We start from the raw sequence: 25,995 nt of genomic DNA, 5'->3' as shown, positions 1-25,995 counted from the left end.
ATTGCCGGGCCTTCCTCGACAGGCAGCCGGCGCCATCAAATAATCCAAGCACTTTCTTTGATTAATAATGGGCGTCGTAATGAACAAGCAATCAAGGGCGTGGCTGGGCGCTGGCCTGGCGACATTGGTACTGGGGGGAGCCGGCTACGGGCTCGTCACGAAGCTCGAGCCGGCACACGCGCAGGACGCTGGCATGCCGCCGGCCAAGGTGGCCGTTGCCACCGCGCGGAAGACGGAGGTGGCGCGCTTCCTCAGCGGCATCGGCACGCTGGAGGCCAACCGGCAGGTCGAGGTGCCGGCCGAGTTGGAGGGCCGCGTCGCGAAGATCCTCTTCACGCCCGGCGGCCAGGTGCGCGCAGGGCAGCTGCTGGTGCAGCTCAACGACGCGCCCGAGCAAGGCGACCTGGAGCGCCTGACGGCCCAGCGCGCCAATGCGAAGGCGCTGCTGGAGCGCACGCGCCGCCTGCTGCCGCAGCAGGCCGCCACGCAGGAACAGCTCGAACAGGCGCAGGCCGCCTTCGACCAGGCCAGCGGCGACCTGCGGCGCGCCCAGGCCGTGCTGGAGCAGAAGCGCATCAAGGCGCCGTTCGACGGCGTGCTCGGCATCCGCCGCGTCAACCTCGGCCAGTTCGTGCGGGCCGGCGATGCGCTGGTATCGCTGACCGACAGCCGCACGCTGTTCGCCAACCTCACGCTGCCCGAGACGGCGCTGCCCATGCTCCAGCGCAACCAGCAGGTGGCGCTGTCGGTCGATGCGTATCCGGGCCGGGTGTTCCAGGGCAGGCTCAGCACCATCGAGCCGCAGATCGGCAGCGACACACGCACCGTGCGCCTGCAGGCCACCATCGACAACGCAGACGGCGCGCTCACGCCCGGCATGTTCGTCAACGGCAAGGTCGCGCTGCCTGCACGCACCGACGCCATCACCGTGCCCGAGACGGCCATCACCTACAGCACGCACGGCGACTCGGTCTTCGTGGTGCGGCCCGCCGACAAGGGCGACGGCTTCACCGCGCAGCAGGTGTTCGTGAAGGCCGGCGAGCGGCAGGATGGGCTGGTCGTGATCGAGACGGGCCTCGCGCCCGGCGACAAGGTCGTCACCTCCGGCCAGCTGCGCCTGTACACCGGCGCGGCCGTGATGCCGACGGCCAAGGACACGCTGGCCCTCGCACAGGAACCCAGGCCATGAAGTTCACCGACCTCTTCGTGCGCCGGCCCGTGCTGGCGCTGGTGGTGAGCACGCTCATCCTGCTGCTCGGCGCGCGTGCGCTGGGCGACCTGCCGGTGCGGCAATACCCGCTGACCGAGAGCACCACGCTCACCATCACCACGCAGTACCCCGGCGCCTCGCCGGAGCTGATGCAGGGCTTCGTCACGCAGCCGATCGCGCAGGCGGTGGCGACCATGGAGAACGTCGACTACCTGTCGTCGTCTTCCACGCTGGGCCGCAGCGTGATCAGCGTGCGCATGAAGCTCAACGCCGACGCCAACCAGGCGCTCACTCAGGCGATGGCGCAGGTCAGCCAGGTCAAGTACCGGCTGCCGGCCGAGGCCTTCGACCCGGTGATCCTGAAGTCATCGGGCGAGGCCACTGCGGTGGCCTACGTCGGCTTCTCGAGCAAGACGATGCCGATGCCGGCGCTCACCGACTACCTCTCGCGCGTGGTGCAGCCGCAGTTCGCGTCCATCACCGGCGTGTCGGGCGTCGAGGTCTCGGGCGGGCAGACGCTGGCGATGCGCGTGTGGCTCGACCCCAACCGCATGGCCGCGCGCGGCATCTCGGCCGGCGAGCTGGCCGACGCGCTGCGCCAGAACAACGTGCAGGCCGCACCCGGGCAGGTGAAGGGCTTGTACGTGGTGTGGAACATCCGCGTGAACACCGACCTGGTGAACGTGGCCGAGTTCCGCGACATGGTGGTCAAGCGCGACGGTGACGCCATCGTGCGCCTCGGCGACGTGGCCACCGTGGAGCTGGGCGCCGCAAGCGCCGACAGCAGCGCCACGATGGACGGCGTGCCCGCCATCTACCTCGGCCTGCAGGCGTCACCCAACGGCAACCCGCTGGTGATCGTGAAGCGCATCCGCGAGCTGCTGCCCGGCATCAGGCAGAACCTGCCGCCGGGCGTGGAAGTGCAGCTGCCCTTCGAGCTGGCTCGCTTCATCGAGGCTTCCATCGACGAGGTGCGCAAGACGCTGCTCGAAGCCATCGCCATCGTGGTGATCGTGATCTTCCTGTGCCTGGGCTCGGTGCGCGCGGTGCTGATTCCGGTGGTGACCATTCCGCTGTCGATGCTGGGCGCCGCCGCGCTGATGCTGCTGTTCGGCTTCAGCATCAACCTGCTGACCCTGCTGGCGATGGTGCTGGCCATCGGGCTGGTGGTGGACGACGCCATCGTGGTGGTCGAGAACGTGCACCGCCACATCGAGGAAGGCAAGTCGCGCGTGCAGGCCGCGCTGATCGGCGCGCGCGAAGTGGCAGGCCCGGTGATCGCGATGACGCTCACGCTGGCCGCGGTGTACGCGCCCATCGGCCTCATGGGCGGGCTCACGGGTTCGCTCTTCAAGGAGTTCGCCTTCACGCTGGCGGGCGCGGTGGTGGTGTCGGGCGTGATCGCGCTCACGCTGTCGCCGGTGATGAGTTCGTTCCTGCTGCCGCAGGACACCACCGGCAGCCGCATGGCGCGCGCGGCGGAGTCGTTCTTCCATCGGCTCGCCACAGGCTACGGCCGGCTGCTCGAAGTGTCGCTGCACCACCGCTGGGTGACCGGCGCGTTCGCAGCACTGGTGCTGGCCAGCCTGCCCTTCCTCTACAACGCGGCGCAGCGCGAGTTGGCTCCGGGCGAAGACCAGGCCATGGTGCTCACGGCCATCAAGTCGCCACAGCACGCCAACATCGACTACGTCGAGAAGTTCGGCAAGAAGTGGGACGAGGTGTTTGCCACGCTGCCCGAGAACACCGGCCGCTGGCTCATCAACGGCTCCGACGGCGTGTCGAACAGCATCGGCGGCGTGCAGCTGTCCGACTGGAAAGACCGCAAGCGCAACGCCGACCAGATCCAGGGCGACACGCAGGGCCGCATGAACGAGGTGGAAGGCAGCAGCGTCTTCGCGTTCCAGCTGCCCTCGCTGCCAGGCTCCACCGGCGGGCTGCCGGTGCAGATGGTCATCCGCAGCGCGGGCGACCACCGCACCGTCTTCGAGGCCATGGAAGCGCTGAAGAAGTCGGCGCGCGACAGCGGCAAGTTCGCCGTGGTCGACAGCGACCTGGAGTTCAACAGTCCCACGGTCGAGCTCCGCGTGGACCGCGCCAAGGCCAACAGCTTGGGCGTGACGATGAAGTCCATCGGCGACACGCTGGCGGTGCTGGTGGGCGAGAACTACGTCAACCGCTTCGGCATGGACGGCCGCTCGTATGACGTGATTCCGCAGTCGCCGCGCGAGCAGCGGCTGACGGCAGAGGCGCTCTCGCGCTATTTCGTGAAGAGCGCGAGCGGCCAGCCCGTGCCGCTGGCCAATCTGGTGCAGCTGTCGACCAGCGTGGGCCCCAACAAGCTCACGCAGTTCAACCAGCTCAACGCCTCCACCTTCCAGGCCATTCCGGCGCCGGGCGTGACCATGGGCGACGCGGTGGCCTTCCTGAGCGAAGAGGCGAAGAAGCTGCCGGCCGGCTTCAGCTACGACTGGCAGTCGGACGCGCGGCAGTTCACGCAGGAGGGTTCCGCCCTGGTGATGGCCTTCGTGTTTGCCATCGTGGTGATCTACCTGGTGCTGGCCGCGCAGTACGAGAGCCTGCGCGACCCGCTGATCATCCTGATCAGCGGGCCGATGTCGATCTGCGGCGCGCTGGTGCCGCTGGCGCTGGGCTTCGGCACCATCAACATCTACACGCAGATCGGGCTGGTGACGCTGATCGGGCTCATCAGCAAGCACGGCATCCTGATGGTGGAGTTTGCCAACGAGATCCAGATGCACAAGGGCCTCGACCGGCGCGCATCGATCGAAGAGGCCGCGCGCATACGGCTGCGCCCCATCCTGATGACCACGGCCGCGATGGTGATGGGCCTGGTGCCGCTGCTGTTCGCGAGCGGTGCGGGCGCCAACAGCCGATTCAGCATCGGCCTGGTGATCGTGGTCGGCATGCTGGTGGGCACGCTGTTCACGCTGTTCGTGCTGCCCACCATGTACACGCTGCTGGCGCGCGACCACCGCGCGGCGGGCCGCTCGCGGCGCACGGCCGAACTCGATGCGCTGGCCGAAGGAGCATGACGATGAACCGACTTTTTTCATGCACAGCACCCTTTGCGTTGAGCCTGCTCGTGCTGGCGGGCTGCGCGGTCGGGCCTGAGTACACCGCGCCTTCGGATGCGCCGGTTGCCATCTCCGCACCCGAGCGCTCGCTGTTCGCCGGCGACGCGGTGCAGCGCGACTGGTGGCGCCAGCTCGACGACCCGCAGCTCGATGCGCTGATCGACCGCGCGCTGGCCGCCAACCACGACATCCGCATCGCGCAGGCCCGGCTGCTCGAAGCCCGCGCCACGCAGACGGAAGCCGAGCTCGACCGGCTGCCGGTGGTCACCGCAGGCGCGAGCAAGACGCGCAGCATCGCGCAAGGCAACAACGGCCTGCAGCCCGATGTGCGATCGCTCGCGCAGAGCAGCCGCGCGGGCTTCGACGCCTCGTGGGAAATCGACCTGTTCGGCCGGCTGAAGCGGCTCGATGAAGCAGCGACCGCACGCGCCGAAGCCAGCGCCGCAGACCTGGAGCAGGTGCGCATCGTGGCCGTGGCCGAACTGGCCCGCAACTACTACGAGATGCGCGGTGCGGAGCAGCGCATTGCCGTGACGCGCCGCACGCTCGACAGCCTGCGCCAGAGCCTGCGCGTGACCGATGCGCAGGTGCGGACCGGCCGCGGCCTCGAGGGCGACCTGGCGAGCGCGCAGGCCAACCTCGCGAGCACCGAGAGCCAGCTGCCGGCGCTCGAGACGACGCGCCGCCAGGCCGCCTACCGCGTCGCGGTGCTGGCCGGCCTGCGCCCCGCCGAGCTCGAACCGATGCTGCAGCCCCGGCCGCTGCATGCACTCGACAGGCGCCTGCCCGTCGGCGACCTGGCCGACCTGCTGCGCCGCCGGCCCGACGTGCTGCGCGCCGAGCGCCGCCTCGCGGCCAGCACGGCGGACGTGGGCGCGGTCACGGCCGAGCTGTATCCGCGCTTCGACATCGGCGGCTTCCTCGGTTTCATCGCCTTGCGCGGTTCCGACCTGGGAAGCTCGTCGAGCCGGGCTTTCAGCGTGACGCCCGGCGTGGGTTGGACCGCCCTTCGGCTGGGCTCCGTGAAGGCCCGCGTGCGCGGCGCCCAGGCCCGCGCCGAAGGCGACCGCGCGCTCTACGAGCAGACCGTGCTGCGCGCCATCGAGGACGTCGAGAACGCCCTCACCGGGTACGGCCAGAACCAGCTGCGGCTGCAGCGGCTGGTGGAGGCTTCGGCCCGCAGCGCCCGCGCCGCCGAACTGATCGAGGTGCGCTACCGCGAAGGCGCCGCGCCCTACCTGAGCGTGCTCGACGCCCAGCGCACCCTGCTGCGCGCGCAGGATGCCGTGGCCGAGGCCGAAACCGCCTCGTACACCAGCCTCGTCGCGCTCTACAAGGCGCTGGGCGGCGGCTGGCAAGCACCCGCGGCGGCAAGGGGAGGTCCAACCACCTGACAATGGACCCGTTTTCCTCCACGACCGAACCCGCCATGCCCGCCCCAGATGCCGCCAAGCCCACCTGGATGCCGCACCAGCCGGCAGACCGCATCCTCTCAACGCTCAAGACCCGCGGCGCGCTCGGCATTCCCGACATCGCCAAGGTGCTGAACGTCACCGTGGAAGCGGTGCGCCAGCAGATGGCCAAGCTGGAGGCCGAGGGCCTGGTCGACGCCGAGAGCCGCCCGATCGGCCGCGGCCGGCCCACGCAGATCTGGCGGCTCACCGGGGAAGGCCACAAGCGCTTTCCCGACACGCACGCCGAGATGACGGTGCAGATGATCAGCGCCGTCATCAGCGTGTTCGGCGAGAAGGGCATGGACCAGCTCATCACGGCGCGCGAGGCCGCCATGCGCGCCAGCTACACGCAGGCCATGCGCGGCGCGCGCAGCCTGAAGACGCGGCTTGCGCGGCTGGCGGAAATCCGCAGCCGCGAAGGCTACATGGCCGAGTTCCGGCCAGAAGACGAGGAAGGCCAGGGCAACGGCTGGCTCTTCATCGAGAACCATTGCCCCATCTGCACGGCGGCGCAGGCCTGCAGCGGCTTCTGCCGCAGCGAGCTGCAGCTCTTCGACGAAGTGCTGGGGCCCGACGTGACCGTGAGCCGTGTCGAGCATGTGCTCGCGGGCGCGCGGCGCTGTGCCTACCGGGTCGTGCCCAAGCCGGGCGCGTTGCCGGCCGACGAGTGAATCCGCTTTTTCTTTTTCAACAACCACGAAGGTAATCACGATGGAACACAAGCTCCCACCCCTGCCCTACGCCCTGGACGCGCTGGCACCCGAGTACTCGCAGGAAACCCTCGAGTACCACTACGGCAAGCACCACAACGCCTACGTGGTGAACCTCAACAACCTGCAGAAGGGCACCGAATTCGAAGCGATGACGCTCGAGGAGATCGTCAAGAAATCCAGCGGCGGCATCTACAACAACGCAGCCCAGATCTGGAACCACACCTTCTTCTGGAACTGCATGAAGCCGCAAGGCGGCGGCGCACCGACCGGCGCGCTGGCCAAGGCCATCGAAGCCAAGTGGGGCAGCTACGACGCCTTCAAGGAAGCCTTCGTGAAGTCGGCCGTGGGCAACTTCGGCTCGGGCTGGACGTGGCTGGTGAAGAAGGCCGACGGCTCGGTGGACATCGTGAACACCGGTGCCGCCGGCACGCCGCTGACCACCGCGGACACCGCGCTGCTGACGGTGGACGTCTGGGAACACGCCTACTACATCGACTACCGCAACCTGCGCCCGAAGTTCGTCGAGACCTTCCTGGCCAAGCTGGCCAACTGGGAATTCGCCGAGAAGAACTTCGGCTGACGCATCGCCGGCCGCCCGGCCGGCCCCTGAAGCACGCGGCCCCCATGCCATCCTCGGCATGGGGGCCGCTCCATTTCCGAGCCAGCGCGAGCCGATACGGGTCCCATCGCGAATCGCGAAAACCCCCGGCACACCGCTTCCGGCACACTGCACCCCCGGTGCAGTGAAGACAATGCGACTGCAACCCCGATCCGCTTCGCTCCCCACAAAGAGACAACCATGATCCGCAGACACCTCGGCACGCTGGCCATCGCGCTGGCACTCCCGCTGGCCTTCACGGCCCCCCTCGCCCACGCACAGACCGCAGCCTACCCCGCCAAGCCGATCCGCATGATCGTGCCCTTCCCGCCCGGCGGCGGCACCGACATCCTGGCGCGCCTGGTCGCGCAGAAGCTCACCGAGGTGAACCACTGGACAGTGGTGCCCGACAACCGCGCGGGCGCCGGCGGCACCATCGGCATCGCCGAGGCAGCGCGCGCCGCGCCCACGGGCTACGACATCGTGATGGGCCAGAAGGACAACATGGTCGTCGCGCCCTGGCTCTACAAGAACCTGAGCTACAACCCCGTGAAAGACCTGACCGCCGTGGCCCACGTGGCCTACACGCCGGTGGTGATCGTCACGCAGGCCAACTCCAAGTTCAAGACGCTCGACGACGTGGTGAAGGCCGCGCGCGCCGCGCCCGACACCATCACCTACGGCTCGCCCGGCAACGGCACCACCATCCACCTGGCCGGCGAGATCTTCAACGGCGCGGCCAAGATCAAGATGCGTCACGTGCCCTACAAGGGCTCCAACGCGGCCATGATGGACGTGCTGGCGGGCAACGTCGACCTGATGGTGTCGTCGGTGCCCTCGGCCATGGCGCAGATCAAGGCGGGCAAGCTGCGGCCGCTGGCAGTGACCTCGGCCAAGCGCAGCACCTCGCTGCCCGACACGCCCACCGTGGCCGAGCTGGGCTACAAGGACTTCGACGTGAGCACCTGGTACGGCCTGTTCGTGCCGGCCGGCACGCCCAAGGACGTGGTGGCCACGCTCAATGCCGAAGTCAACAAGCTGCTGGCCACGCCTGAAATGAAGGCAGCCATCATCGCCCAGGGCGCCGAGCCGCAAAGCATGACGCCGGAGCAGTTCGGCAAGCTGCTGAAGACCGACTACGAAAAGTGGAAGGGCATCGTGCAAGCCTCGGGCGCGACAATCGAATAAGACTGGGCGTCGCAGAATGGTGTCTCCGGAACAAGCCGCAACGACGGCATGGAGACACCGATGGTTCCTTCCTTTCCCCTGAAGACAGCCGCCCTGGCGGCGGTTGTCGCCCTCGTCCAGGGCTGCGCGCAGACACCCGCGCAGAAGCCTTCCGACGCAACAGTGGCCGCGCACGTCACGGCGGCCACGCAGGCCGCGGGCACCGACCTCGGGCCCCTGCTCTCGCTCTGCAAGCCCGCCCCCGCCACGCGTCCGCCGCAGGAAGAGCTCGACAGGGGCCTCCCCCTGCTCATCAACAAGCCGGCACCGCCGCCCGCCAAGGCCTTCGACAACCTGTACTTCGTGGGCGCCGACTGGGTCAGCGCGTGGGCCATCAAGACCTCGGACGGCATCATCCTCATCGATGCGCTCAACAACCAGGTGGAAGCCGCCGCGCTCATAGAAGGCGGCATGCGCAAGCTGGGCCTGGACCCGGCGCAGATCAAGTACGTGGTCGTCACGCACGGCCACGGCGACCACTATGGCGGCGCGCCCTACCTCGCGCAGAAGTACCGCGCGCGCGTGGTGATGAGCGACGCCGACTGGACGATGACCGAGACCAAGCTCGAATTCGCCACGCCCATCTGGGGCGCGCCGCCCAGGCGCGGCGCGGGCGACATCTCTGCGAAGGACGGCGAACGCATCACCCTGGGCGACACCACCGTCACGCTGTACCTCACGCCGGGCCACACCATGGGCACGCTCTCGCCGGTGTTCGACGTGAGCGAGAACGGCAGGAAGCACCGCGCCATGCTCTGGGGCGGCACGGGCTTCAACTTCGGCAAGGACATGCAGCGGCTGGACAGCTACATCGCGTCCACGCGGCGCATGGACTCGCTGGTGAAGGCGCAGAACATCGACGTGATGCTGTCGAACCACTCGAACGTCGACAGCTCGCAGGCCAAGATGGCCGCGCTGCGGAACCAGCCGGCCGGCGCGTCGAACCCCTTCGTGATGGGCACGCCGACGGTGGAGCGGGCGTTGCGCGTGATGGGCGAGTGCGCGCAGGCGCAGCGCGACAGGTTCGCGATGCAGTGAGCGGGCCTTTGCTCCTTCCCCCTCCGGGGGAGGGAGAAATACCGAAGACTCAGTCCGGCACGAACTTGCTGTTGAAGATGGCCACGTCCGATTCGAGCTCGAACGTCGCCACCTGCCCCATCTTCCCGTCGCTCATCCTGCAGGCCGAGAACAGGCTGTAGCGGCCCTTGAAGTAGAACTCGTCCATCACGATCAGCGCGTACGGGTAGGGCACGAAGACCTGGTGCTCGAAGACGATGCGGTGCACGTTCCTCGGCGAGGGGAAGAGCTTGTATTCGAGCGTGTCGATCGACTTGGCGGTGGCCATGGCTTGGGTGTCCCAGGTTTCAGGCCGGATCGCGCACGTCGGCCACGGGCTTGGCGCCGAAGTCTTCGCGCGCCAGGTAGCCCAGCACCTTCGCAGCAGCCGTGGCGGGGCTGTCGAGCATGCCTTCGTTCTTCATCTTCTCGAAGCGCGTGCGGTCGGGGAACTTGTCGGCCGAGGCGCCACGCAGCTGCACCTGCATGTCGGTGTCGATCACGCCGGGCGCGAGCGAGACGATGCGCGCGCCGTTCGGGGCGTTCGCCTCTTCGAGCGCCACGGCGCGCGAGAAGTGGTCCATGCCGGCCTTGGCCGCGCAGTAGGGCGCCTGGCTGCCCATCGCGTTGCGGCCCAGGCCCGACGAGATGTTGAGCACCTTGCGCACGCCGCGCCATTCGCGCGTCGCGCCCAGGAACGCGGCGGTCAGCAGCATCGGCGCCTCCAGGCCGATGCGCAGGGCCAGCGACAGCTCGGCCTCCACGGCGCGCGACAGCGGCGCCGGGTTGCCGACGGTGCCGGCGTTGTTGATGAGCGTGACGCTGTCGAAGCGCTGCGCGTCGACGGTCTCGAGCCATGCCGACACGCGCTCCGATGCAGCCACCGGGTCGGACAGGTCCTGCTCCCATTGCACGAGTTCGGCGCCGGCGGCCTTGGCGGCTTCGGCCAGCTCGGGCGACTGCTTGCGCGAGATGCCGAGCACCGTGTGGCCGGCCTGCAGCAGCTGCATGGCCATGGCCTGGCCCAGGCCGCGCGAGGCGCCGGTGATGAGGGTGAGGTGGGAAGCGGTCATCGGAGAGTGGTCTTTCTGGAAAGGAGGCGGGGAGATTAAGGGGTATTGAAAAGCCTCGCGGCTCAACCGGTCCGGAACTGCTTGCGCAGGAAGTTGCGGTGCCGCGCGATGTGCTGCAGCTGCGCGGGCGCGACGGTGCCGCCCAGGTCGACTTCGTCCGCGCCGTTGAGCACCGCGTTGGCGTTGGCCATGGCGCGCGCCACGACCTCTTCCTCGCTCACGCCGAGCTGCGCCGCAAGGTCGAGCGCCACGCGCCGCATGGCGCGCTGCGAGAGCATCCACATGGCGCCGAAGCGGTCCCATGCGAGCGCGGTTTCCTCGGCCTTCTCTCGGTCGGCGAGGATTTCGCTGAGCGGCTTGGCCAGCACCGCATCGAGTTCCTCGAGCTTTTCGGCCAGCTGCTCGTTGCGCGCGAGCGCCTCTTCGAGCGTCGGCCCGGCCGCTTCGGCCTCGGGCTTCTTCGGCTGCTCCGGGGGCGGGATGAACGCGGCCTCCGCATTCGCGGGCACGATCTGTATCTGGTCTTTGAGCGTCATGAGGTTTCCGTTTCCGCGGAGGGTTGGATGTTCTTCTTGTTCGACATCGCGGTGGCCCGCAGGCCCGGCAGGTCGAGCACGCGCAGGCCACCGTACTCCACGCGGATCAACCCCTGCGCCGACAGGCCGTTGAGCGCCTCGTTGACCCGCTGGCGCGACAGGCCGACCAGGTAGGCCAGCTCCTGCTGCGTGATGCGCAACACCTCGCCCACGCCGGGGTACAGCACCGGGTTGAACAGCGACACCAGGTTGCGCGCCACGCGGGCGTCGGGGTTGTTGAGCCGGTCGATCTCCAGCGCCGCGATGAACTGGCCGAGCCGCTCGTTGAGCTGGTTCATCACGAAGCGGTTGAAGCCGATGGAATGGTCGAGCAGCCAGTGGAAGCTCTCGGTCGGCAGGCCCGCGATGAGGCTGCGGCGCAGCGCCTGGATGTTGTAGCGGTAGGGCTCGCGCTTCATCACCGTGCCTTCGCCGAACCAGCCGCCGGGCGGCACGCCGGTGTAGGTGACGGAGCCGCCGTCGGCGTTGTCGTTGCTCATCTTCAGCAGCCCCTCGACCACGCCGAACCAGTAGGTGGGCGAGCGGCCGACGCGGCACACCAGGTCGCCGGGCTCCGCTTCGCCGACCACCAGCGTGGCCTCGGCGCGGCGGCGTTCGGCGGGGGTGAGCGTGGGCAGCCAGGGAATGCCGTCGAGCTCGGCGGCGTTGGCCGGACGGACGCGGTCCTTGATCGAACCGCCGAGCACGTTGTTGTGGTTGAGGTTGCCGCGAGGCATCGGGAAACTCCGGGGAGTAGTGTCCCTAGGATTGTCGTTGGAACGACAACCGGGCGTCAAAGTGAGACCTACGATCCGCCCACTGTGCAAACAACCGCCCCCACCTTCCCCCGCCTGATGCTCGCGCATGCCGAGGCCCGACCCGAGTCGCCGGCCGTGCGCGAGAAGGATCTCGGCATCTGGCAAACCTGGACCTGGAACGCCGTGGCGCAGGAAGTGCGCGAAATGGCCTGCGGCCTGGCGAGCCTGGGCTTCAAGGCCAACGACAACCTGGCCATCGTCGGCGCCAACCGGCCGCACCTGTACATGGCGGTGATCGCCGCGCAGAGCCTGCGCGGCGTGCCGGTGCCGCTGTACCAGGACGCGGTGGCCGGCGAGATGGTCTTCATGCTGCAGGACGCGGGCATCGAGTTCGTGATCGCCGAAGACCAGGAGCAGGTCGACAAGCTGCTGGAGTGCCGCGAGATCCAGCAGGGCAAGCTGCCGGCCATCCGCCACATCATCTACGACGACCCCAAGGGCCTGCGCCACTACGACCAGCCCGGGCTCTTGAGCTACGAGCAGCTGCGCGCGGTGGGCCGCGAGTTCGACAAGGCCAACGTGGGCTACTACGACCGCGCGGTCGCCAGCGGCGAGGCGACGGACGTGGGCGTGATCCTCTACACCTCCGGCACCACCGGCCGCCCCAAGGGCGTGTGCCAGACGCATGCGAGCTTCATCGCGGCGGGCCGCGGCGGCGTGGAGACCGACCGGCTCGGCCCCGGCGACAACATCATGAGCTACCTGCCGATGGCCTGGGTGGGCGACCACCTGTTCTCGGTGGCGCAGTGGCTGGTGGGCGGCTTCACGCTCAACTGCCCCGAGTCCGCCGAGACGGTGATGAACGACATGCGCGAGATCGGCCCGAGCTATTACTTCGGCCCGCCGCGCACCTTCGAAGGCCTGCTCACCGCCGTGTCGATCCGCATGGAAGACGCGGCCGCGCCCAAGCGCTGGCTGTATGCCAGGTTCATGGCGCTCGCACAGCGCGTGGGCGCGGACATTCTCAACGGCGCGCCGGTGGGCGCCGGTGACCGGCTGATGTACGCCCTGGGCAACCTGCTGATCTACGGCCCGCTGCGCAACGTGCTGGGCATGAGCCGCATCCGCGTGGCCTACACAGCGGGCGCGGCCATCGGGCCGGACCTGTTCCGCTTCTACCGCTCCATCGGCGTGAACCTGAAGCAGTTCTACGGCCAGACCGAGACCTGCGCCTACGTGTGCCTGCAGCAGGACGGCAAGGTCAAGCTGCAGACCGTGGGCACCGCCGCGCCGGGCATCGAGCTGAAGATCGCGGAAGACGGCGAGGTGCTGGTGCGCGGCGTGTCGGTGCTCAAGGAGTACTACAAGCGCCCCGACGCCACCGCCGAGGTGCTTGACGCCAACGGCTACTTCCACACCGGCGACGCGGGCGTGCTCGACAGCGAAGGCCACCTGCGCATCATCGACCGCGCCAAGGACGTGGGCCGGCTCGTGAGCGGCGCGATCTTCGCGCCCAACTACATCGAGAACAAGCTTAAGTTCTTCCCGCAGATCAAGGAGGCCGTGTGCTTCGGCAACGGCCGCGACGAAGTGTGCGCGGCCATCAACATCGACTACGAGGCCGTGGGCAACTGGGCCGAGCGGCGCGGGCTGGCCTACGGCGGCTACGTCGACCTGGCCGGCAAGCCCGACGTGCTGGCGCTGGTGGCCGAATGCATCGGCAAGGTCAACGCCGACCTCGCGGCCGAGGACGGCATGGGCGAGACGCAGATCGCGCGCTTCCTGGTGCTGCACAAGGAGCTCGACCCCGACGACGACGAACTGACCCGCACGCGCAAGGTGCGCCGCGGCTTCATTGCCGAGAAATACGCGGTGCTGGTCGATGCGCTCTATGGCCGCAAGACCGAGCAGTACATCGAGACCCAGGTCAAGTTCGAGGACGGGCGCACGGGCACGGTGAGCGCCACGCTGAGGGTCGTCGATGCGAAGACTTTCCCCATCATCGTGAAGGCGGCGGCATGAGCACCAGGAAGACCGGCGAGGTCATCCTCGACGTGCAGAACATCAGCCTGAGCTTCGGCGGCGTGAAGGCGCTGACGGACATCAGCTTCAACGTGCGCGAGCACGAGGTGCGGGCCATCATCGGCCCCAACGGCGCGGGCAAGAGCTCGATGCTGAACTGCATCAACGGCGTCTACTGGCCGCAGCAGGGCTCCATCACCTTCCGCGGCCAGACCTTCAAGCACATGAACTCGCGCCAGGTGGCGGAGATGGGCGTGGCGCGCACCTTCCAGAACCTGGCGCTGTTCAAGGGCATGAGCGTGCTCGACAACATCATGACCGGGCGCAACCTCAAGATGAAGAGCGGCCTGTTCGCCCAGGCGCTGCGCTGGGGCCCGGCCGAGCGCGAGGAGCTGCGGCACCGCGAGTTCGTCGAGCACATCATCGACTTCCTGGAGATCCAGGCGCACCGCAAGACGCCCGTGGGCCGCCTGCCCTACGGCCTGCAGAAGCGCGTCGACCTGGGCCGCGCGCTCGCGATGGAGCCGCAGGTGCTGCTGCTGGACGAGCCCATGGCCGGCATGAACGTGGAAGAGAAGCAGGACATGAGCCGCTTCATCCTCGACGTGAACGACGAGTTCGGCGCAACCATCGTGCTGATCGAGCACGACATGGGCGTGGTGATGGACATCTCCGACCGCGTGGTGGTGCTGGACTACGGCAAGAAGATCGGCGACGGGACGCCCGATGAGGTGCGCAACAACGATGACGTGATCCGGGCATACCTGGGTGTGGAGCACTGACGCCATGCCGAGCCTCGCCCTGAAGCATTGCTCCTTCCCCCTCCGGGGGAAGGCTGGGATGGGGGCACGCGGAGCGCCCATTGGATATGCCGCGTGTCCCCACCCCAACCCTCCCCCGAAAGGGGAGGGAGAAAAACAAGAAAGAAACTGACCATGGGCTTTTTCCTCGAAACCCTTTTCGGCGGCCTCATGGTCGGCATGCTCTATTCGCTGATCGCCATCGGCTTCGTGCTGATCTACAAGGCCTCCGGCGTCTTCAACTTCGCGCAGGGCGCGATGGTGCTGTTCGCCGCGCTGGCCATGGCGCGCTTCTCCGAGTGGTTCCCGCTGTGGTTCGGCTTCCAGAGCCAGATCCTCGCGAACATCCTGGCCTTCGTCGCGGCCATGGCCGTGATGGTGGTGGTCGCCTGGCTGATCGAGCGGCTCGCGCTCAGCAAGCTGGTGAACCAGGAAGGCATCACGCTGCTGATGGCCACGCTGGGCATCGCCTACTTCCTCGACGGCATGGGCCAGACGCTGTTCGGCAACGACATCTACAAGATCGACGTGGGCATGCCCAAGGAACCGCTGATGGTGCTCGAAGGCACCTTCCAGGGCGGCCTGCTGCTGAGCCAGGAAGACCTGATCGCCGCGCTGGTGGCGGCCGGGCTGGTGGTGGTGCTGGCCATCTTCTTCCAGAAGACGGCCACCGGCCGCGCCCTGCGCGCGGTAGCCGACGACCACCAGGCCGCTCAGTCGATCGGCATTCCGCTCAAGCGCATCTGGGTGATCGTGTGGTCGGTGGCCGGCTTCTCGGCGCTGGTGGCCGGGATCATCTGGGGGTCGAAGCTGGGCGTGCAGTTCTCGCTGTCGCTGGTGGCGCTGAAGGCGCTGCCGGTGGTGATCCTCGGCGGGCTCACCTCGATACCGGGCGCCATCATCGGCGGCCTGCTGATCGGGGTGGGCGAGAAGCTGTCCGAAATCTATCTCGGCCCCATGCTCGGTGGCGGCATCGAGATCTGGTTTGCCTATGTTCTTGCACTGGTCTTCCTGCTCGTCCGGCCCCAGGGGCTGTTCGGCGAGAAGATCATCGATCGGGTCTGAGCGATGTTCTACAGAGAAAACGGCCAGTTCAAGTCGAGCTACAGGGCCGACCAGCAGATCTTCCCGATCGCGCAGGACCGCATCGCGATCCTGGTGCTGCTGCTCGTGGCGTTCGTGGTGGTGCCGCTGGGCGTGTCCGACTACTGGATGCGCGCCATCCTCACGCCCTTCCTGATTCTTTCGCTCGCGGCGCTGGGGCTGAACATCCTGGTGGGCTACTGCGGCCAGATTTCGCTGGGCACCGGCGCCTTCATGGCGGTGGGCGCCTATGCGGCCTACAACTTCCAGGTGCGCATCGAGGGCATGCCGCTCATCGCGTCGCTGCTGCTGGGCGGCCTGTGCGCCACGGTGATCGGCGTGCTGTTCGGCATTCCGAGCCTGCGCATCAAGGGCCTGTACCTTGCGGTGGCCACGCTGGCGGCGCAGTTCTTCACCGACTGGGCCTTCCTGCGCATCCAGTGGTTCACCAACAATTCTTCGTCGGGTTCGGTGAGCGTGGCGGGGCTCAACGTGTTCGGCGTGCCGATCGAATCGCCGGTGCAGAAGTATCTGTTCTGCCTGGCCTTCGTGGTGGTGTTCGCGCTGCTGGCCAAGAACCTGGTGCGCAGCGCCATCGGCCGCGAGTGGATGGCGATGCGCGACATGGACGTGGCCGCAGCGGTGATCGGCATCCGCCCGGTGTACGCCAAGCTCACGGCCTTTGCGGTGAGCAGCTTTATCGTCGGCGTGGCGGGCGCGCTGTGGGGCTTCGTGCACCTGGGGGCGTGGGAGCCGGCGGCCTTCAGCATCGACCGCTCGTTCCAGCTGCTGTTCATGGTGATCATCGGCGGGCTCGGCTCGATCATGGGCAGCTTCTTCGGCGCCGCGTTCATCGTGCTGCTGCCGCTGTTCCTGAACCAGCTACCGGCGTGGCTGGGCTTCTCGATTTCGACCGCGCTGGCCTCGCACCTGGAGACCATGATCTTCGGCGCGCTGATCGTGTTCTTCCTGATCGTCGAGCCGCACGGGCTGGCCCGGCTGTGGTCCACGGCCAAGGAGAAGCTGCGGCTGTGGCCCTTCCCGCATTGATCCGTTTCGAAAGTTCCCGTTCGTAAAAACCCGGCACCGAGGTGCCCACAAAAGGAGACAGGCATGAAACTGAAATCGCTCGCTCTGACCGCCGCCCTGGTGGCCAGCACCCTCGGCGCCATGCTCGCGCCATCGGTCGCCCAGGCGCAGGCCAAGGAACAGTTCTTCCCGCTGCTGGTGTACCGCACCGGCCCCTACGCGCCCAACGGCACGCCCTGGGCCAACGGCAAGCAGGACTACCTGAAGCTGGTGAACGCGCAAGGCGGCATCAACGGCGTGAAGATCACGTTTGAAGAATGCGAAACGGGCTACGCCACCGACAAGGGCGTGGAATGCTACGAACGCCTGAAGGGCCGCCCCGGCGTCGCGTTGTTCGACCCGCAGGCCACCGGCATCACCTTCGCGCTGACCGACAAGGTGCCCACCGACAAGATCCCGCTCGTCACGCTGGGCTACGGCCTCGCGGCCTCGCAGGACGGCGGCGTCTTCAAGTGGAACTTCCCGCTGATGGGCTCCTACTGGACCGCGGCCGACATCCTGATCCAGCACCTGGGCAAGAAGGAAGGCGGCATGGACAAGCTCAAGGGCAAGAAGATCGCCCTCGTCTACCACGACTCGCCCTTCGGCAAGGAACCGATTCCGCTGCTGCAGGAGCGCGCGAAGATGCACGGCTTCGACCTGTCGCTGATTCCGGTGACGGCGCCGGGCGTCGAGCAGAAGTCGGCCTGGCTGCAGGTGCGCCAGCAGCGCCCCGACTTCGTGCTGCTGTGGGGCTGGGGCGTGATGAACTCCACCGCGCTGAAAGAGGCCGTGGCCACCGGCTACCCGCGCGAGAAGATGTACGGCGTGTGGTGGGCCGGCGCCGAGCCCGACGTGAAGGACGTGGGCGCCAACGCCAAGGGCTACAACGCGCTGGCGCTGAACGGTTCCGGTCCCGACAACAAGGTGATCCAGGACATCCTCAAGCAGGTGCACGACAAGGGCCAGGGCACGGGCCCGAAGGAAGAAGTGGGCTCAGTGCTGTACACGCGCGGCGCGATCATCTCGATGCTCGGCGTCGAGGCGGTGCGGCGCGCGCAGGAGCGCTTCGGCAAGGGCAAGGTCATGACCGGCGAGCAGGTGCGCTGGGGCCTGGAGAACCTGGCGCTCGACCAGAAGAAGCTCGACGCGCTGGGCTTCGCGGGCGTGATGCGTCCGGTGAGCACCTCGTGCCAGGACCACATCGGCTCGACCTGGGCGCGCATGGAAACCTGGGACGGCGCCAAGTGGAACATCGCGCCCGACTGGTACCAGGCCGACGACCAGATCATCAAGCCGATGGCCAAGGCAGCGGCCGACAAGTACGCAACCGAAAAGAAACTGACGCGCCGCGAGGCAGCCGACTGCCAGTCTTGAGCTGACCCCCAGTCTTCGCGCACTTCGTGTCGCTTCGCCAACCCCCTTCCAGGGGGCAACACCTGCGGCCCGGCAAAGCCGGTTCCGCGGTGTTCCCTGGAGGGAGGATGGCCGAGCGGGCATCCGAAAGAACTGCGCTGTTGTTCTTTCGAATGCTTCGGACCACACCATGAGCGAACCCAACATCCTCCTCAACGTCAACGGCATCGAGGTCATCTATAACCACGTGATCCTGGTGCTCAAGGGCGTCTCGCTCACGGTGCCCGACGGCGGCATCGTGGCGCTGCTCGGCGGCAACGGCGCGGGCAAGACGACCACGCTGCGCGCGGTGAGCAACCTGCTCGCGGGCGAACGCGGCGCGGTCACCAAGGGCACCATCGAGCTGCGCGGCGAGCGCATCGAGGCGCTTTCGCCTGCGGAGCTGGTCAAGCGCGGGCTGATCCAGGTGATGGAAGGCCGGCACTGCTTCGCGCACCTGACGATCGAGGAGAACCTGATGACCGGCGCCTACACGCGCACCGACGGCAAGGCCGCGGTGCAGCAGACGCTGGAGAAGGTGTACGCGTATTTCCCGCGGCTGAAGACGCGGCGTACTTCGCAGGCGGCCTACACATCGGGTGGCGAGCAGCAGATGTGCGCCATCGGCCGCGCGTTGATGGCCAACCCGACGATGGTGCTGCTCGACGAACCCTCGATGGGTCTCGCGCCGCAGATCGTGGAGGAGGTGTTCGAGATCGTGAAAGACCTCAACACCAAGGAGCGCGTGACTTTCCTGCTGGCCGAGCAGAACACCAACATGGCGCTGCGCTATGCCGACTACGGCTACATCCTGGAGAACGGACGCATCGTGATGGACGGCGAGGCGAAGAGCCTGCGCGAGAACGAGGACGTGAAGGAGTTCTACCTTGGCGTGGGTGGCGCGGACCGCAAGAGTTTCCGGGACGTGAAGAGCTACAAGCGGCGCAAGAGGTGGCTGGCTTGAGAGTGCATTCGGCGCGCGATCAGGCCGACGGGGTACCTTGCTCCGCGAATGTCCCCCGGCCTGCGGCCTCCTCCTTTATTTCGCTGCGCAAGGCACCCCATCGGCCTGATCGTTCAGAGCACGGGTTGATCGGCCGCAAACCAACAGGGTGCCCTGTGCACAGGGCGTCGGGTGCTCCCCGCAGCGAAATAAAGGAGGAGGGGCGCAGCCCCGGGGGACATTCGCGGAGGGGAGTACCCGATGGCCTGTGCACACACCCCGAACAAACACCGCTCGGTAAAGAACTGAACTGAACAGATTGAAGGGTACGGACATGACCGACCACTACGACAAGCTAGAAATCCGTGACCCCGCCGAACGCGAACGCGACCTGCTGGCCGCCTTGCCCAGGCAGATCGCGCAAGCCCGGAGCGCCGCACCCGCGTTCGCGAAAATCCTCGACGGCGTCAAGCCCGCCGACATCACCACGCGCGAAGCACTCGCCAGACTGCCCGTCACGCGCAAATCGGAACTGCTCGAACTGCAGAAAGCCCGCCGCGCCGACGACCCCTTCGGCGGATTCTCATCCATCGCACGCGGCCCGCGCATGCCCCGCGTGTTCGCGAGCCCCGGCACCATCTACGAACCCGAGGGCGAAGCGCGCGACTACTGGCGCACCGCTCGTGCATTGCATGCGGCGGGCTTTCGCGGCGGCGAGCTGATCCACAACAGCTTCAGCTATCACATGACGCCTGCCGGCTCCATCATGGAAAGCGGCGCGCACGCATTGGGCTGCAGCGTCTTCGCGGGCGGCACCGGGCAGACCGAACAGCAGCTCGAAGCCATGGCCGACCTCAAGCCCGAAGGCTACGCAGGCACGCCCAGCTTCCTGAAGATATTGCTGGAGAAAGCCGAAGAGAAAGGGCTGAAGCTGCCCTCGCTCACCAAGGCACTCGTCTCCGGCGAAGCCTTTCCGCCGAGCCTGCGCGACTGGATCGCCGCGCATGGCGTGAAGGGCACGCAGTGCTACGCCACGGCCGACCTGGGCCTCATCGCCTACGAGACCAGCGCGCGCGAAGGGCTGGTGATCGACGAGGGCGTGCTGGTCGAGATCGTGCGGCCCGGCACCGGAGACCCGGTGCCCGACGGCGAAGTCGGCGAAATCGTCGTCACCACCTTCAACCCCGACTATCCGCTGGTGCGCTTCGGCACCGGCGACCTGTCGGCGGTGCTCGCGGGCACATGCCCCACGGGCCGCACCAACAAGCGCATCAAGGGGTGGCTCGGCCGGGCCGACCAGACCACCAAGGTGCGCGGCATGTTCGTGCATCCCTCGCAGGTGGCCGAGATACTGCGGCGCTTTCCCGAGGCGCGGCGCGCGCGGCTGGTGGTGTCCGGCGAGATGGGCGACGACCGCATGACGCTGCAGCTCGAATGCGACGGTGCCGTGCCCCAGGGGCTGCAGGCGCGCGTTGGCGATGCGATACGCGAAGTGACCAAGCTGCGCGGCGAAGTCGTGGTGGTGGGCGCAGGCGAGCTGCCCAACGACGGCAAGGTGATCGAAGACGCGCGCAGCTACAAGTAGCGGCGGTACAGCCAACGCGTGGCGGCGCGCATGAGCATCACCACGTGTATCGCATAGACCAGCGCGAACGCCAGCACGAAGCCGATGAGCCCTCCAAGGCCGTTGAGTCCGGAGGTGCTCGACGCGATGTACAGCCACGCGATGGCGATGACGATGCAGCTCACCTGCACCAGCACGAAGGCCAGAACCGAAGCGGCCACTGCCCTGAACGGCCGCGCCCTGGCGAGCCCCGGCGCGGCGCCTAGCCAGCCGCCCCAGAACGCGAGCGCGAAGACCACCAGCGGCGGCACCATCCAGGCGAAGAGCAGCTCGGGGCCGTCCACGCCGCGCCCCATCGAGCTCCAGCGGCTCATGGCCACGCCGCTCCACATCTGCAGCGCCGCGAACATCGCGGCGCCCACCAGCGCCACCGCGCGGCGCGGCGACGCACCGCCCAGGTCTTCCACACTGCCCGGTGCTTCGGCGGCGGGCTCCAGCTGCGCGGCACGCCCGGCGCGCAGCGCGACCCACGCCGCGGCCCACACGCCCAGCACGAGCATGATCAACTGCGCGATGGACTGCAGGAACACGAACACTGCCATCACCGTGCGAATGGAAGCCGGCTCGACAGCCTCGTGCAGGCGGCCGCCCGGCATGAAGAGCAATTGCACCTCGTACAGCAGCGGGCTCAGCGCATAGAAGTTGAGCAGCAGCACCACCAGGTAGGCGGCGGCATAGCGCAGGCGCGGCCGCGCGAGCCGCGAGACGCTGTCGACGCCGCGCTTCTCCAGCGCATTGCGCCCGTGGCTCCAGGCCAGCGCCGCCGCCAGCACCCACGCCATGCCGATGCTGCACACCATCGGGATCCACACGCCCGGCAGCGCGTAGGTACCGCGCATCTGCGCGCCCTCGGGCGTATCGGGGGCGAGCTGCACGGCCAGGTTGACGAGCACCATGACGGCATCGATGGCCACGGTGACGAGCGCGAGGTCGCGCGGCAGTCGCCGTGCGGACTCGTGCGTCGGGGGATGGAGGGAGGTCGCCGTCATGGGGGAATACTTTCGCTTTGCATTGCGCATGCCGTGGCATGCGAGGAACAAAGCGAGCGTATCGGATGACGGCGCCCGCGCCCTGTAGGCTCAGTGCGCGAGTGCGGCTTCGCCCGCCTCCTCGGGCTCGGGCCCCACGTAGACCGACTGCGGACGGATCAGCCGCCCCTTCTTCACCTGCTCGCGCGCATGCGCCACCCAGCCGCCCACGCGGCCGGCCGCGAACACGCAGGTGAAGCTCTCGCGGCCGAAGCCCAGCGCCTCCAGCAGCAGCGCGGTGTAGAACTCGACGTTGGTCTCCAGCGCGCGGCCCGGCTTCTTCTCGCGCAGGATGGCCAGCGCGGCCTGCTCCGCCGCCTCGGCCAGCGCGAAGCGCGCGGCATTGACGCTGCCCTCCTTGCCGAGCCGCCCGAGCGCGCCCTTGAGCGCATCGGCGCGTGGATCGCGCACGCGGTAGATGCGATGGCCGAAGCCCATCAGCCGCTGGCCCTCGGCCACGGCCTGCTCCAGCCATGCGCGGGCATTGCCGGCGCTGCCGATGGCGTCGAGCGCATCGAGCACCGGGCCGGGCGCGCCACCGTGCAGCGGCCCCTTGAGCGCGCTGATGCCCGCGATCACGGCGGAAGCCAGGCCGGCGCCGGTGGATGCGACCACGCGCGCCGCGAAGGTCGAGGCGTTGAGGCCGTGGTCGCACACGGTGACGAGGTAGGTGTCGAGCGCGGCGCTCTGCGCCGGCGTGGGCGCGCGGCCATGCAGCATGCGCAACATGTCGGCGGCGTGCGGCAGTGCCTCGTCGGGTGCGAGCGCCTGCACGCCCAGGCGCCAGCGCATCACCGCGGCGGTGTACACGGCGGGCGCGGCCACCAGGCGCAGCGCGGTCGGCAGGTCGTCGCCGTCCGGCAGCCGTGCCAGCAGCGCGCGCACCGCCTCGATGGGCGGCAGCCGGCGCAGCACGGCGTCGTCGTTGGGCTGCAGGCGCTCGAAGGCTTCGCGGCGCGCGCGGCCAATGGCGGTGCGCAGGGCTTCGGCGGCGGGCAGCGTGTCGAAGAAGCCTTCGAACAGCAGGCCCACCACGTCTTCATAGCGCCAGCGCTGCGCGATCTCGTCCAGCGCATGGCCGCGGATCACGAGCCGGCCGGCCTCGCCGTCCACCTCGGACAGCACGGTATGCGCGGCCACCACGCCTTCGAGGCTGCCATCGTCGTTGTTCATCGCTCTTTACTCCTGGGTTGACACGATGACATTGATTCTGGCCCGATGGATATTGACGTCAATCTTGATCTATTCTGTCAACATGACAACGAAGAGAACCGCGCCGCTGTGGCTGCCGGCCGCCGAAGCCCTCGAACTGATGCAGGTGCGCCCGCAGACGCTCTACGCCAGCGTGAGCCGCGGCCGCATCCGCGCCAAGCCCGATGCCGCCGACCCGCGCCGCAGCCTCTACCACCGCGACGACGTGCAACGCATCGCCGCGCGCGCACGGGGCCGCCGCAGCAGCGAGGCGGTGGCGAGCGAAGCCATCCAGTGGGGCGAACCGGTGCTGGCTTCGGCTGTGTCCACGGTGGCCGAAGGCCGGCTGCTGTACCGGGGGCACGACGCCTGCGCGCTGTCGGAGCACGCCACGCTCGAGGAAGTGGCGGGGCTGCTCTGGGAAAGCGCGCCGCCGCACTTTCCGGCTTCCGCGGTGCCGGTGGCCTCGCAAGGCAATTCGTCACCGCTCCAGGCCGGCCTGCTCGCGCTGGCGGCGCGCGCCGCCACCGACCTGCCCGCGCGGGGCCGGTCACGCAACGTGCTGCAGGCCGAGGCTGCGGAAGCGATCGGCGCGCTGGCCGATGCATTGCTCGGCACCGCACCCGCGCGCGCCATGCCGCTGCACATGCGGCTGGCCTCGGCATGGCGCCGCCCGCGCGCCGCCGACGATCTGCGCCGCGTGCTGGTGCTGCTGGCCGACCACGAGCTCAATGCGTCGACCTTCGCGGCGCGCGTGACGGCGTCGACCGGCGCGTCGGTGGCGGCTTGCCTGCTCACCGGACTCTCGACCCTGACGGGCCCGCTGCATGGCGGCGCCTCCGCGGCGGTACAGGCGCTGATCCGCAGCGCGGCGGCCATCGGCACCGAAGCGGCGGTGCGCGAGTGGCTCGCGCACGACCGGCCGCTGGCGGCCTTCGGGCATCCGCTCTATCCGGATGGCGATGCACGCTGCCGCGCGCTGCTGGCCAACATCGAACTGCCGCCGGCATTCCGCGAGCTGCGCGATGTCGGTGAGAAGCTGCTCGGCGACGCAGTGAACGTGGACTTCGCGCTCGCAGCGCTGGCGGCGGTACACAAGCTGCCGCCGGGCGCGCCACTCATGCTGTTCGCGCTTTCGCGCACCGTCGGCTGGACGGCGCACGTGCTGGAGCAGCAGGGCAGCGGCCAGCTGATCCGCCCGCGTGCGCGCTACACCGGCCCCACGGCCGATGCGGCCACGCAGGAGCTCAGTGAATCGACGCCTCGTGCGCGATCTCGAATGCCTTCGTCATCTCGCGGTTGAAAGCCGGCAGGTCGTCGGGCTTGCGGCTGGTGACGAGGCTCTGGTCGACCACCACTTCCTTGTCGCTCCAGCTGGCGCCCGCGTTCTTCAGGTCGGCCTGCAGCGACGGCCACGAGGTCATCTTGCGGCCCTTCACGCCGCCCGCGTCGATCAGCGTCCAGGGCCCGTGGCAGATGGCCGCGATGGGTTTGCCCGCCTCCACGAAGGCGCGCACGAACGCGACCGCCTTCTCGTCGATGCGCAGGGTGTCGGGGTTGACCACGCCGCCGGGCAGCAGCAGGGCATCGAAGTCTTCGGGCTTCGCGCTCTGCAGCGGTACGTCGACCTCGAAGCTGTCGGCGGGGTCGTGGTGGTTCCAGCCGCGCACGCGGCCTTCGACCGGCGAGACGATCAGCGTCTGCGCGCCGGCATGGTCGAGCGCCTTGCGCGGCTCGGTCATCTCGACCTGCTCGAAGCCGTCCGACACGAGGATGGCGACCTTCATTCCGTCGAGGGAAGACGAGGTGATGGGCATGTGTGAATCTCCTTTGGGGTGAAAAAAACCGGCAATGAAGGTTCACCCTAGGGCCTGCGTGCGGCAGCCGCATCGTCCGGCGCCGGCTCCGCCTGTCGGACAGTTCGACGGGCGGCCGATTTCAGCCGCGCACCCGTGCCCGGCATGCACCGGCAAGGGGCGGATCGTGCTTCCCGCATAAGGGCTATTGGGTATAGGTCAGCTTGCAGTCAGCCCTTAAGATCGCGGCCTTTTTACCCCTCTCGGAGACGAAATGAAGAAACTGTTCGCCCTCGCGGCGATTGCCGCCGCAGCAGCCGGTGTTCACGCCCAGGACTTCCCCGGGAACAAGACCGTCACGCTCGTGGTGCCTTTCGCGGCCGGCGGCCCGACCGACCGGGTGGCGCGCGACCTCGCCGAAGCCATGCAGAAGACGCTCGGCACCACCATCGTGGTGGACAACACCGCGGGCGCGGGCAGTTCCATCGGCACCGCCAAGGTGGCGCGCGCCAACCCCGACGGCTACACGCTGCTGCTGAACCACATCGGCATGTCGACGATGCCGGCGCTCTACCGCAAGCTGCCCTTCAACGTGGAGACCGACTTCGAATACCTCGGCATGGTCAACGAAGTGCCGATGACGCTGATCGGCAAGCCCGGCCTGCCCGCCAACAACTACAAGGAACTGACGACCTGGATCGCCGCCAACAAGGGCAAGATCAACCTGGGCAACGCCGGCCTGGGCGCCGCGTCGCACCTGTGCGGCCTGCTGTTCCAGAGCGCGATCAAGGTCGAGATGACGCCCGTGCCCTACAAGGGCACGGCCCCGGCCATCGCCGACCTGCTGGGCGGCCAGATCGACCTGCTGTGCGACCAGACCACCAACACCACGTCGCAGATCGAGGCCAAGAAGGTCAAGGCCTATGCGGTGACCACGGCCAAGCGCCTGACCACCCCGGCGCTGAAGGACCTGCCCACGCTCGACGAGTCGGGCCTGAAGGGCTTCGAAGTGACGATCTGGCACGGCGTGTACGCCCCCAAGGGCACGCCCGCGCCGGTGCTGAAGAAGCTCAACGAAGCCATCAAGGCCGCCATGAAGGACCCGGGCTTCATCAAGCGTGAAGAAGCGCTGGGCGCGGTGATCACCACCGACAGCCGCACCGAGCCGGCCGAGCACAAGAAGTTCGTCTCGGCCGAGATCGCCAAGTGGGGCCCGATCATCAAGGCCGCCGGCGTGTACGCCGACTGATCGCCTTCCGCTTCCGGAACCAATGAAAAAGCCG

At 68.2% G+C, this 25,995-nt stretch carries 23 protein-coding genes; 16 read left to right on the top strand and 7 right to left on the bottom strand.

Translation table 11 applies throughout. From position 1 onward, the window contains the following. The first annotated feature begins 79 nt into the window (after positions 1–79). The 7 genes from C4F17_RS20745 to C4F17_RS20715 all read left to right on the top strand — a co-directional run bounded on the left by C4F17_RS20745 (position 80) and on the right by C4F17_RS20715 (position 9,338). Entirely contained in the window at positions 80–1,189 is a 1,110-nt protein-coding gene (locus tag C4F17_RS20745) for an efflux RND transporter periplasmic adaptor subunit (RefSeq protein ID WP_106936504.1), read from the top strand. Next, positions 1,186–4,266, top strand: a complete 3,081-nt coding sequence (locus tag C4F17_RS20740) for a MexW/MexI family multidrug efflux RND transporter permease subunit (protein WP_106936503.1) — start codon at positions 1,186–1,188, stop codon at positions 4,264–4,266. Before C4F17_RS20745 ends, C4F17_RS20740 begins: the two co-directional genes overlap by 4 nt. Continuing rightward, positions 4,263–5,702 (top strand): efflux transporter outer membrane subunit, encoded by a 1,440-nt coding sequence (locus C4F17_RS20735; protein WP_106936502.1) that lies wholly within the window; start codon positions 4,263–4,265, stop codon positions 5,700–5,702. Before C4F17_RS20740 ends, C4F17_RS20735 begins: the two co-directional genes overlap by 4 nt. A gap of 35 nt (positions 5,703–5,737) precedes the next feature. Next, positions 5,738–6,433, top strand: coding sequence for a helix-turn-helix transcriptional regulator (locus C4F17_RS20730; protein WP_081267477.1), 696 nt, complete (start codon positions 5,738–5,740; stop codon positions 6,431–6,433). Positions 6,434–6,473: 40 nt separating this feature from the next. Then, complete coding sequence (locus tag C4F17_RS20725) at positions 6,474–7,055, top strand: superoxide dismutase (RefSeq protein ID WP_081267476.1); 582 nt, start codon at positions 6,474–6,476, stop codon at positions 7,053–7,055. A gap of 219 nt (positions 7,056–7,274) precedes the next feature. Beyond that, complete coding sequence (locus tag C4F17_RS20720) at positions 7,275–8,261, top strand: Bug family tripartite tricarboxylate transporter substrate binding protein (protein WP_081267475.1); 987 nt, start codon at positions 7,275–7,277, stop codon at positions 8,259–8,261. Between the two features lie 60 nt (positions 8,262–8,321). Beyond that, positions 8,322–9,338 (top strand): MBL fold metallo-hydrolase, encoded by a 1,017-nt coding sequence (locus C4F17_RS20715; RefSeq protein WP_106937630.1) that lies wholly within the window; start codon positions 8,322–8,324, stop codon positions 9,336–9,338. A 49-nt stretch (positions 9,339–9,387) separates the two neighbouring features. Here C4F17_RS20715 and C4F17_RS20710 read toward each other — a convergent pair whose 3' ends face one another. From C4F17_RS20710 to C4F17_RS20695, 4 genes are all read right to left on the bottom strand, one after another. Then, a complete protein-coding gene (locus C4F17_RS20710) occupies positions 9,388–9,645 on the bottom strand; it encodes a hypothetical protein (RefSeq protein ID WP_081267473.1) in 258 nt (85 codons plus the stop codon). 19 nt (positions 9,646–9,664) lie between these two features. Then, positions 9,665–10,429 carry an SDR family NAD(P)-dependent oxidoreductase gene (locus C4F17_RS20705; protein ID WP_106936501.1) on the bottom strand — a complete coding sequence of 255 codons (765 nt, stop codon included), beginning with the start codon at positions 10,427–10,429 and terminating at the stop codon, positions 9,665–9,667. A gap of 62 nt (positions 10,430–10,491) precedes the next feature. After that, positions 10,492–10,965: a hypothetical protein gene (locus C4F17_RS20700; RefSeq protein WP_106936500.1), complete on the bottom strand. Its 474-nt coding sequence runs from the start codon at positions 10,963–10,965 to the stop codon at positions 10,492–10,494. After that, positions 10,962–11,741, bottom strand: coding sequence for a Crp/Fnr family transcriptional regulator (locus C4F17_RS20695; protein WP_081267470.1), 780 nt, complete (start codon positions 11,739–11,741; stop codon positions 10,962–10,964). The genes C4F17_RS20700 and C4F17_RS20695 overlap by 4 nt, the downstream gene beginning before the upstream one ends. An 84-nt stretch (positions 11,742–11,825) precedes the next feature. Here C4F17_RS20695 and C4F17_RS20690 point away from each other — a divergent pair, with 84 nt between their 5' ends. The 7 genes from C4F17_RS20690 (at position 11,826) to C4F17_RS20655 (ending at position 20,658) form a co-directional block, all read left to right on the top strand. Then, positions 11,826–13,784: an AMP-dependent synthetase/ligase gene (locus C4F17_RS20690; protein ID WP_106936499.1), complete on the top strand. Its 1,959-nt coding sequence runs from the start codon at positions 11,826–11,828 to the stop codon at positions 13,782–13,784. Continuing rightward, a complete protein-coding gene (locus tag C4F17_RS20685; RefSeq protein WP_081267468.1) occupies positions 13,781–14,566 on the top strand; it encodes an ABC transporter ATP-binding protein in 786 nt (261 codons plus the stop codon). Before C4F17_RS20690 ends, C4F17_RS20685 begins: the two co-directional genes overlap by 4 nt. A gap of 153 nt (positions 14,567–14,719) precedes the next feature. Next, positions 14,720–15,649: a branched-chain amino acid ABC transporter permease gene (locus tag C4F17_RS20680; RefSeq protein ID WP_106936498.1), complete on the top strand. Its 930-nt coding sequence runs from the start codon at positions 14,720–14,722 to the stop codon at positions 15,647–15,649. 3 nt (positions 15,650–15,652) lie between these two features. Beyond that, a complete protein-coding gene (locus C4F17_RS20675) occupies positions 15,653–16,717 on the top strand; it encodes a branched-chain amino acid ABC transporter permease (RefSeq protein ID WP_081267466.1) in 1,065 nt (354 codons plus the stop codon). Positions 16,718–16,780: 63 nt separating this feature from the next. Continuing rightward, a complete protein-coding gene (locus C4F17_RS20670) occupies positions 16,781–18,112 on the top strand; it encodes an ABC transporter substrate-binding protein (RefSeq protein ID WP_081267465.1) in 1,332 nt (443 codons plus the stop codon). Between the two features lie 169 nt (positions 18,113–18,281). Continuing rightward, complete coding sequence (locus C4F17_RS20660) at positions 18,282–19,094, top strand: ABC transporter ATP-binding protein (RefSeq protein ID WP_081267464.1); 813 nt, start codon at positions 18,282–18,284, stop codon at positions 19,092–19,094. A gap of 313 nt (positions 19,095–19,407) precedes the next feature. Next, positions 19,408–20,658, top strand: a complete 1,251-nt coding sequence (locus tag C4F17_RS20655; protein WP_106936497.1) for a phenylacetate--CoA ligase family protein — start codon at positions 19,408–19,410, stop codon at positions 20,656–20,658. Here C4F17_RS20655 and C4F17_RS20650 read toward each other — a convergent pair. Both C4F17_RS20650 and C4F17_RS20645 read right to left on the bottom strand, forming a co-directional pair. After that, the gene (locus C4F17_RS20650; protein ID WP_106936496.1) at positions 20,649–21,686 is read right to left on the bottom strand and encodes a hypothetical protein; all 1,038 of its coding nucleotides are present in this window, start codon (positions 21,684–21,686) and stop codon (positions 20,649–20,651) included. The two genes, C4F17_RS20655 and C4F17_RS20650, sit on opposite strands and share 10 nt — an antisense overlap. Before the next feature lie 90 nt (positions 21,687–21,776). After that, positions 21,777–22,898 (bottom strand): citrate synthase/methylcitrate synthase, encoded by a 1,122-nt coding sequence (locus tag C4F17_RS20645; protein WP_081267461.1) that lies wholly within the window; start codon positions 22,896–22,898, stop codon positions 21,777–21,779. An 82-nt stretch (positions 22,899–22,980) separates the two neighbouring features. On the opposite strand from C4F17_RS20645, the gene C4F17_RS20640 reads away from it, so the two are divergent. Then, positions 22,981–24,219: a citrate synthase gene (locus tag C4F17_RS20640; protein ID WP_106937629.1), complete on the top strand. Its 1,239-nt coding sequence runs from the start codon at positions 22,981–22,983 to the stop codon at positions 24,217–24,219. Here the strand turns inward: C4F17_RS20640 and C4F17_RS20635 are convergent. Further along, positions 24,164–24,733: a type 1 glutamine amidotransferase domain-containing protein gene (locus C4F17_RS20635; RefSeq protein ID WP_106936495.1), complete on the bottom strand. Its 570-nt coding sequence runs from the start codon at positions 24,731–24,733 to the stop codon at positions 24,164–24,166. The two genes, C4F17_RS20640 and C4F17_RS20635, sit on opposite strands and share 56 nt — an antisense overlap. 253 nt (positions 24,734–24,986) lie before the next feature. Between C4F17_RS20635 and C4F17_RS20630 the strand changes: the two genes are divergently transcribed. Beyond that, complete coding sequence (locus C4F17_RS20630) at positions 24,987–25,961, top strand: tripartite tricarboxylate transporter substrate-binding protein (RefSeq protein ID WP_081267459.1); 975 nt, start codon at positions 24,987–24,989, stop codon at positions 25,959–25,961. The last annotated feature ends 34 nt before the right edge of the window (positions 25,962–25,995 follow it).

This window comes from Variovorax sp. PMC12 (assembly GCF_003019815.1).
Classification (GTDB): domain Bacteria; phylum Pseudomonadota; class Gammaproteobacteria; order Burkholderiales; family Burkholderiaceae_C; genus Variovorax.
Note: the sequence above shows the minus strand (reverse complement) of the source record. Positions and strands in the feature narration are given on the sequence as shown.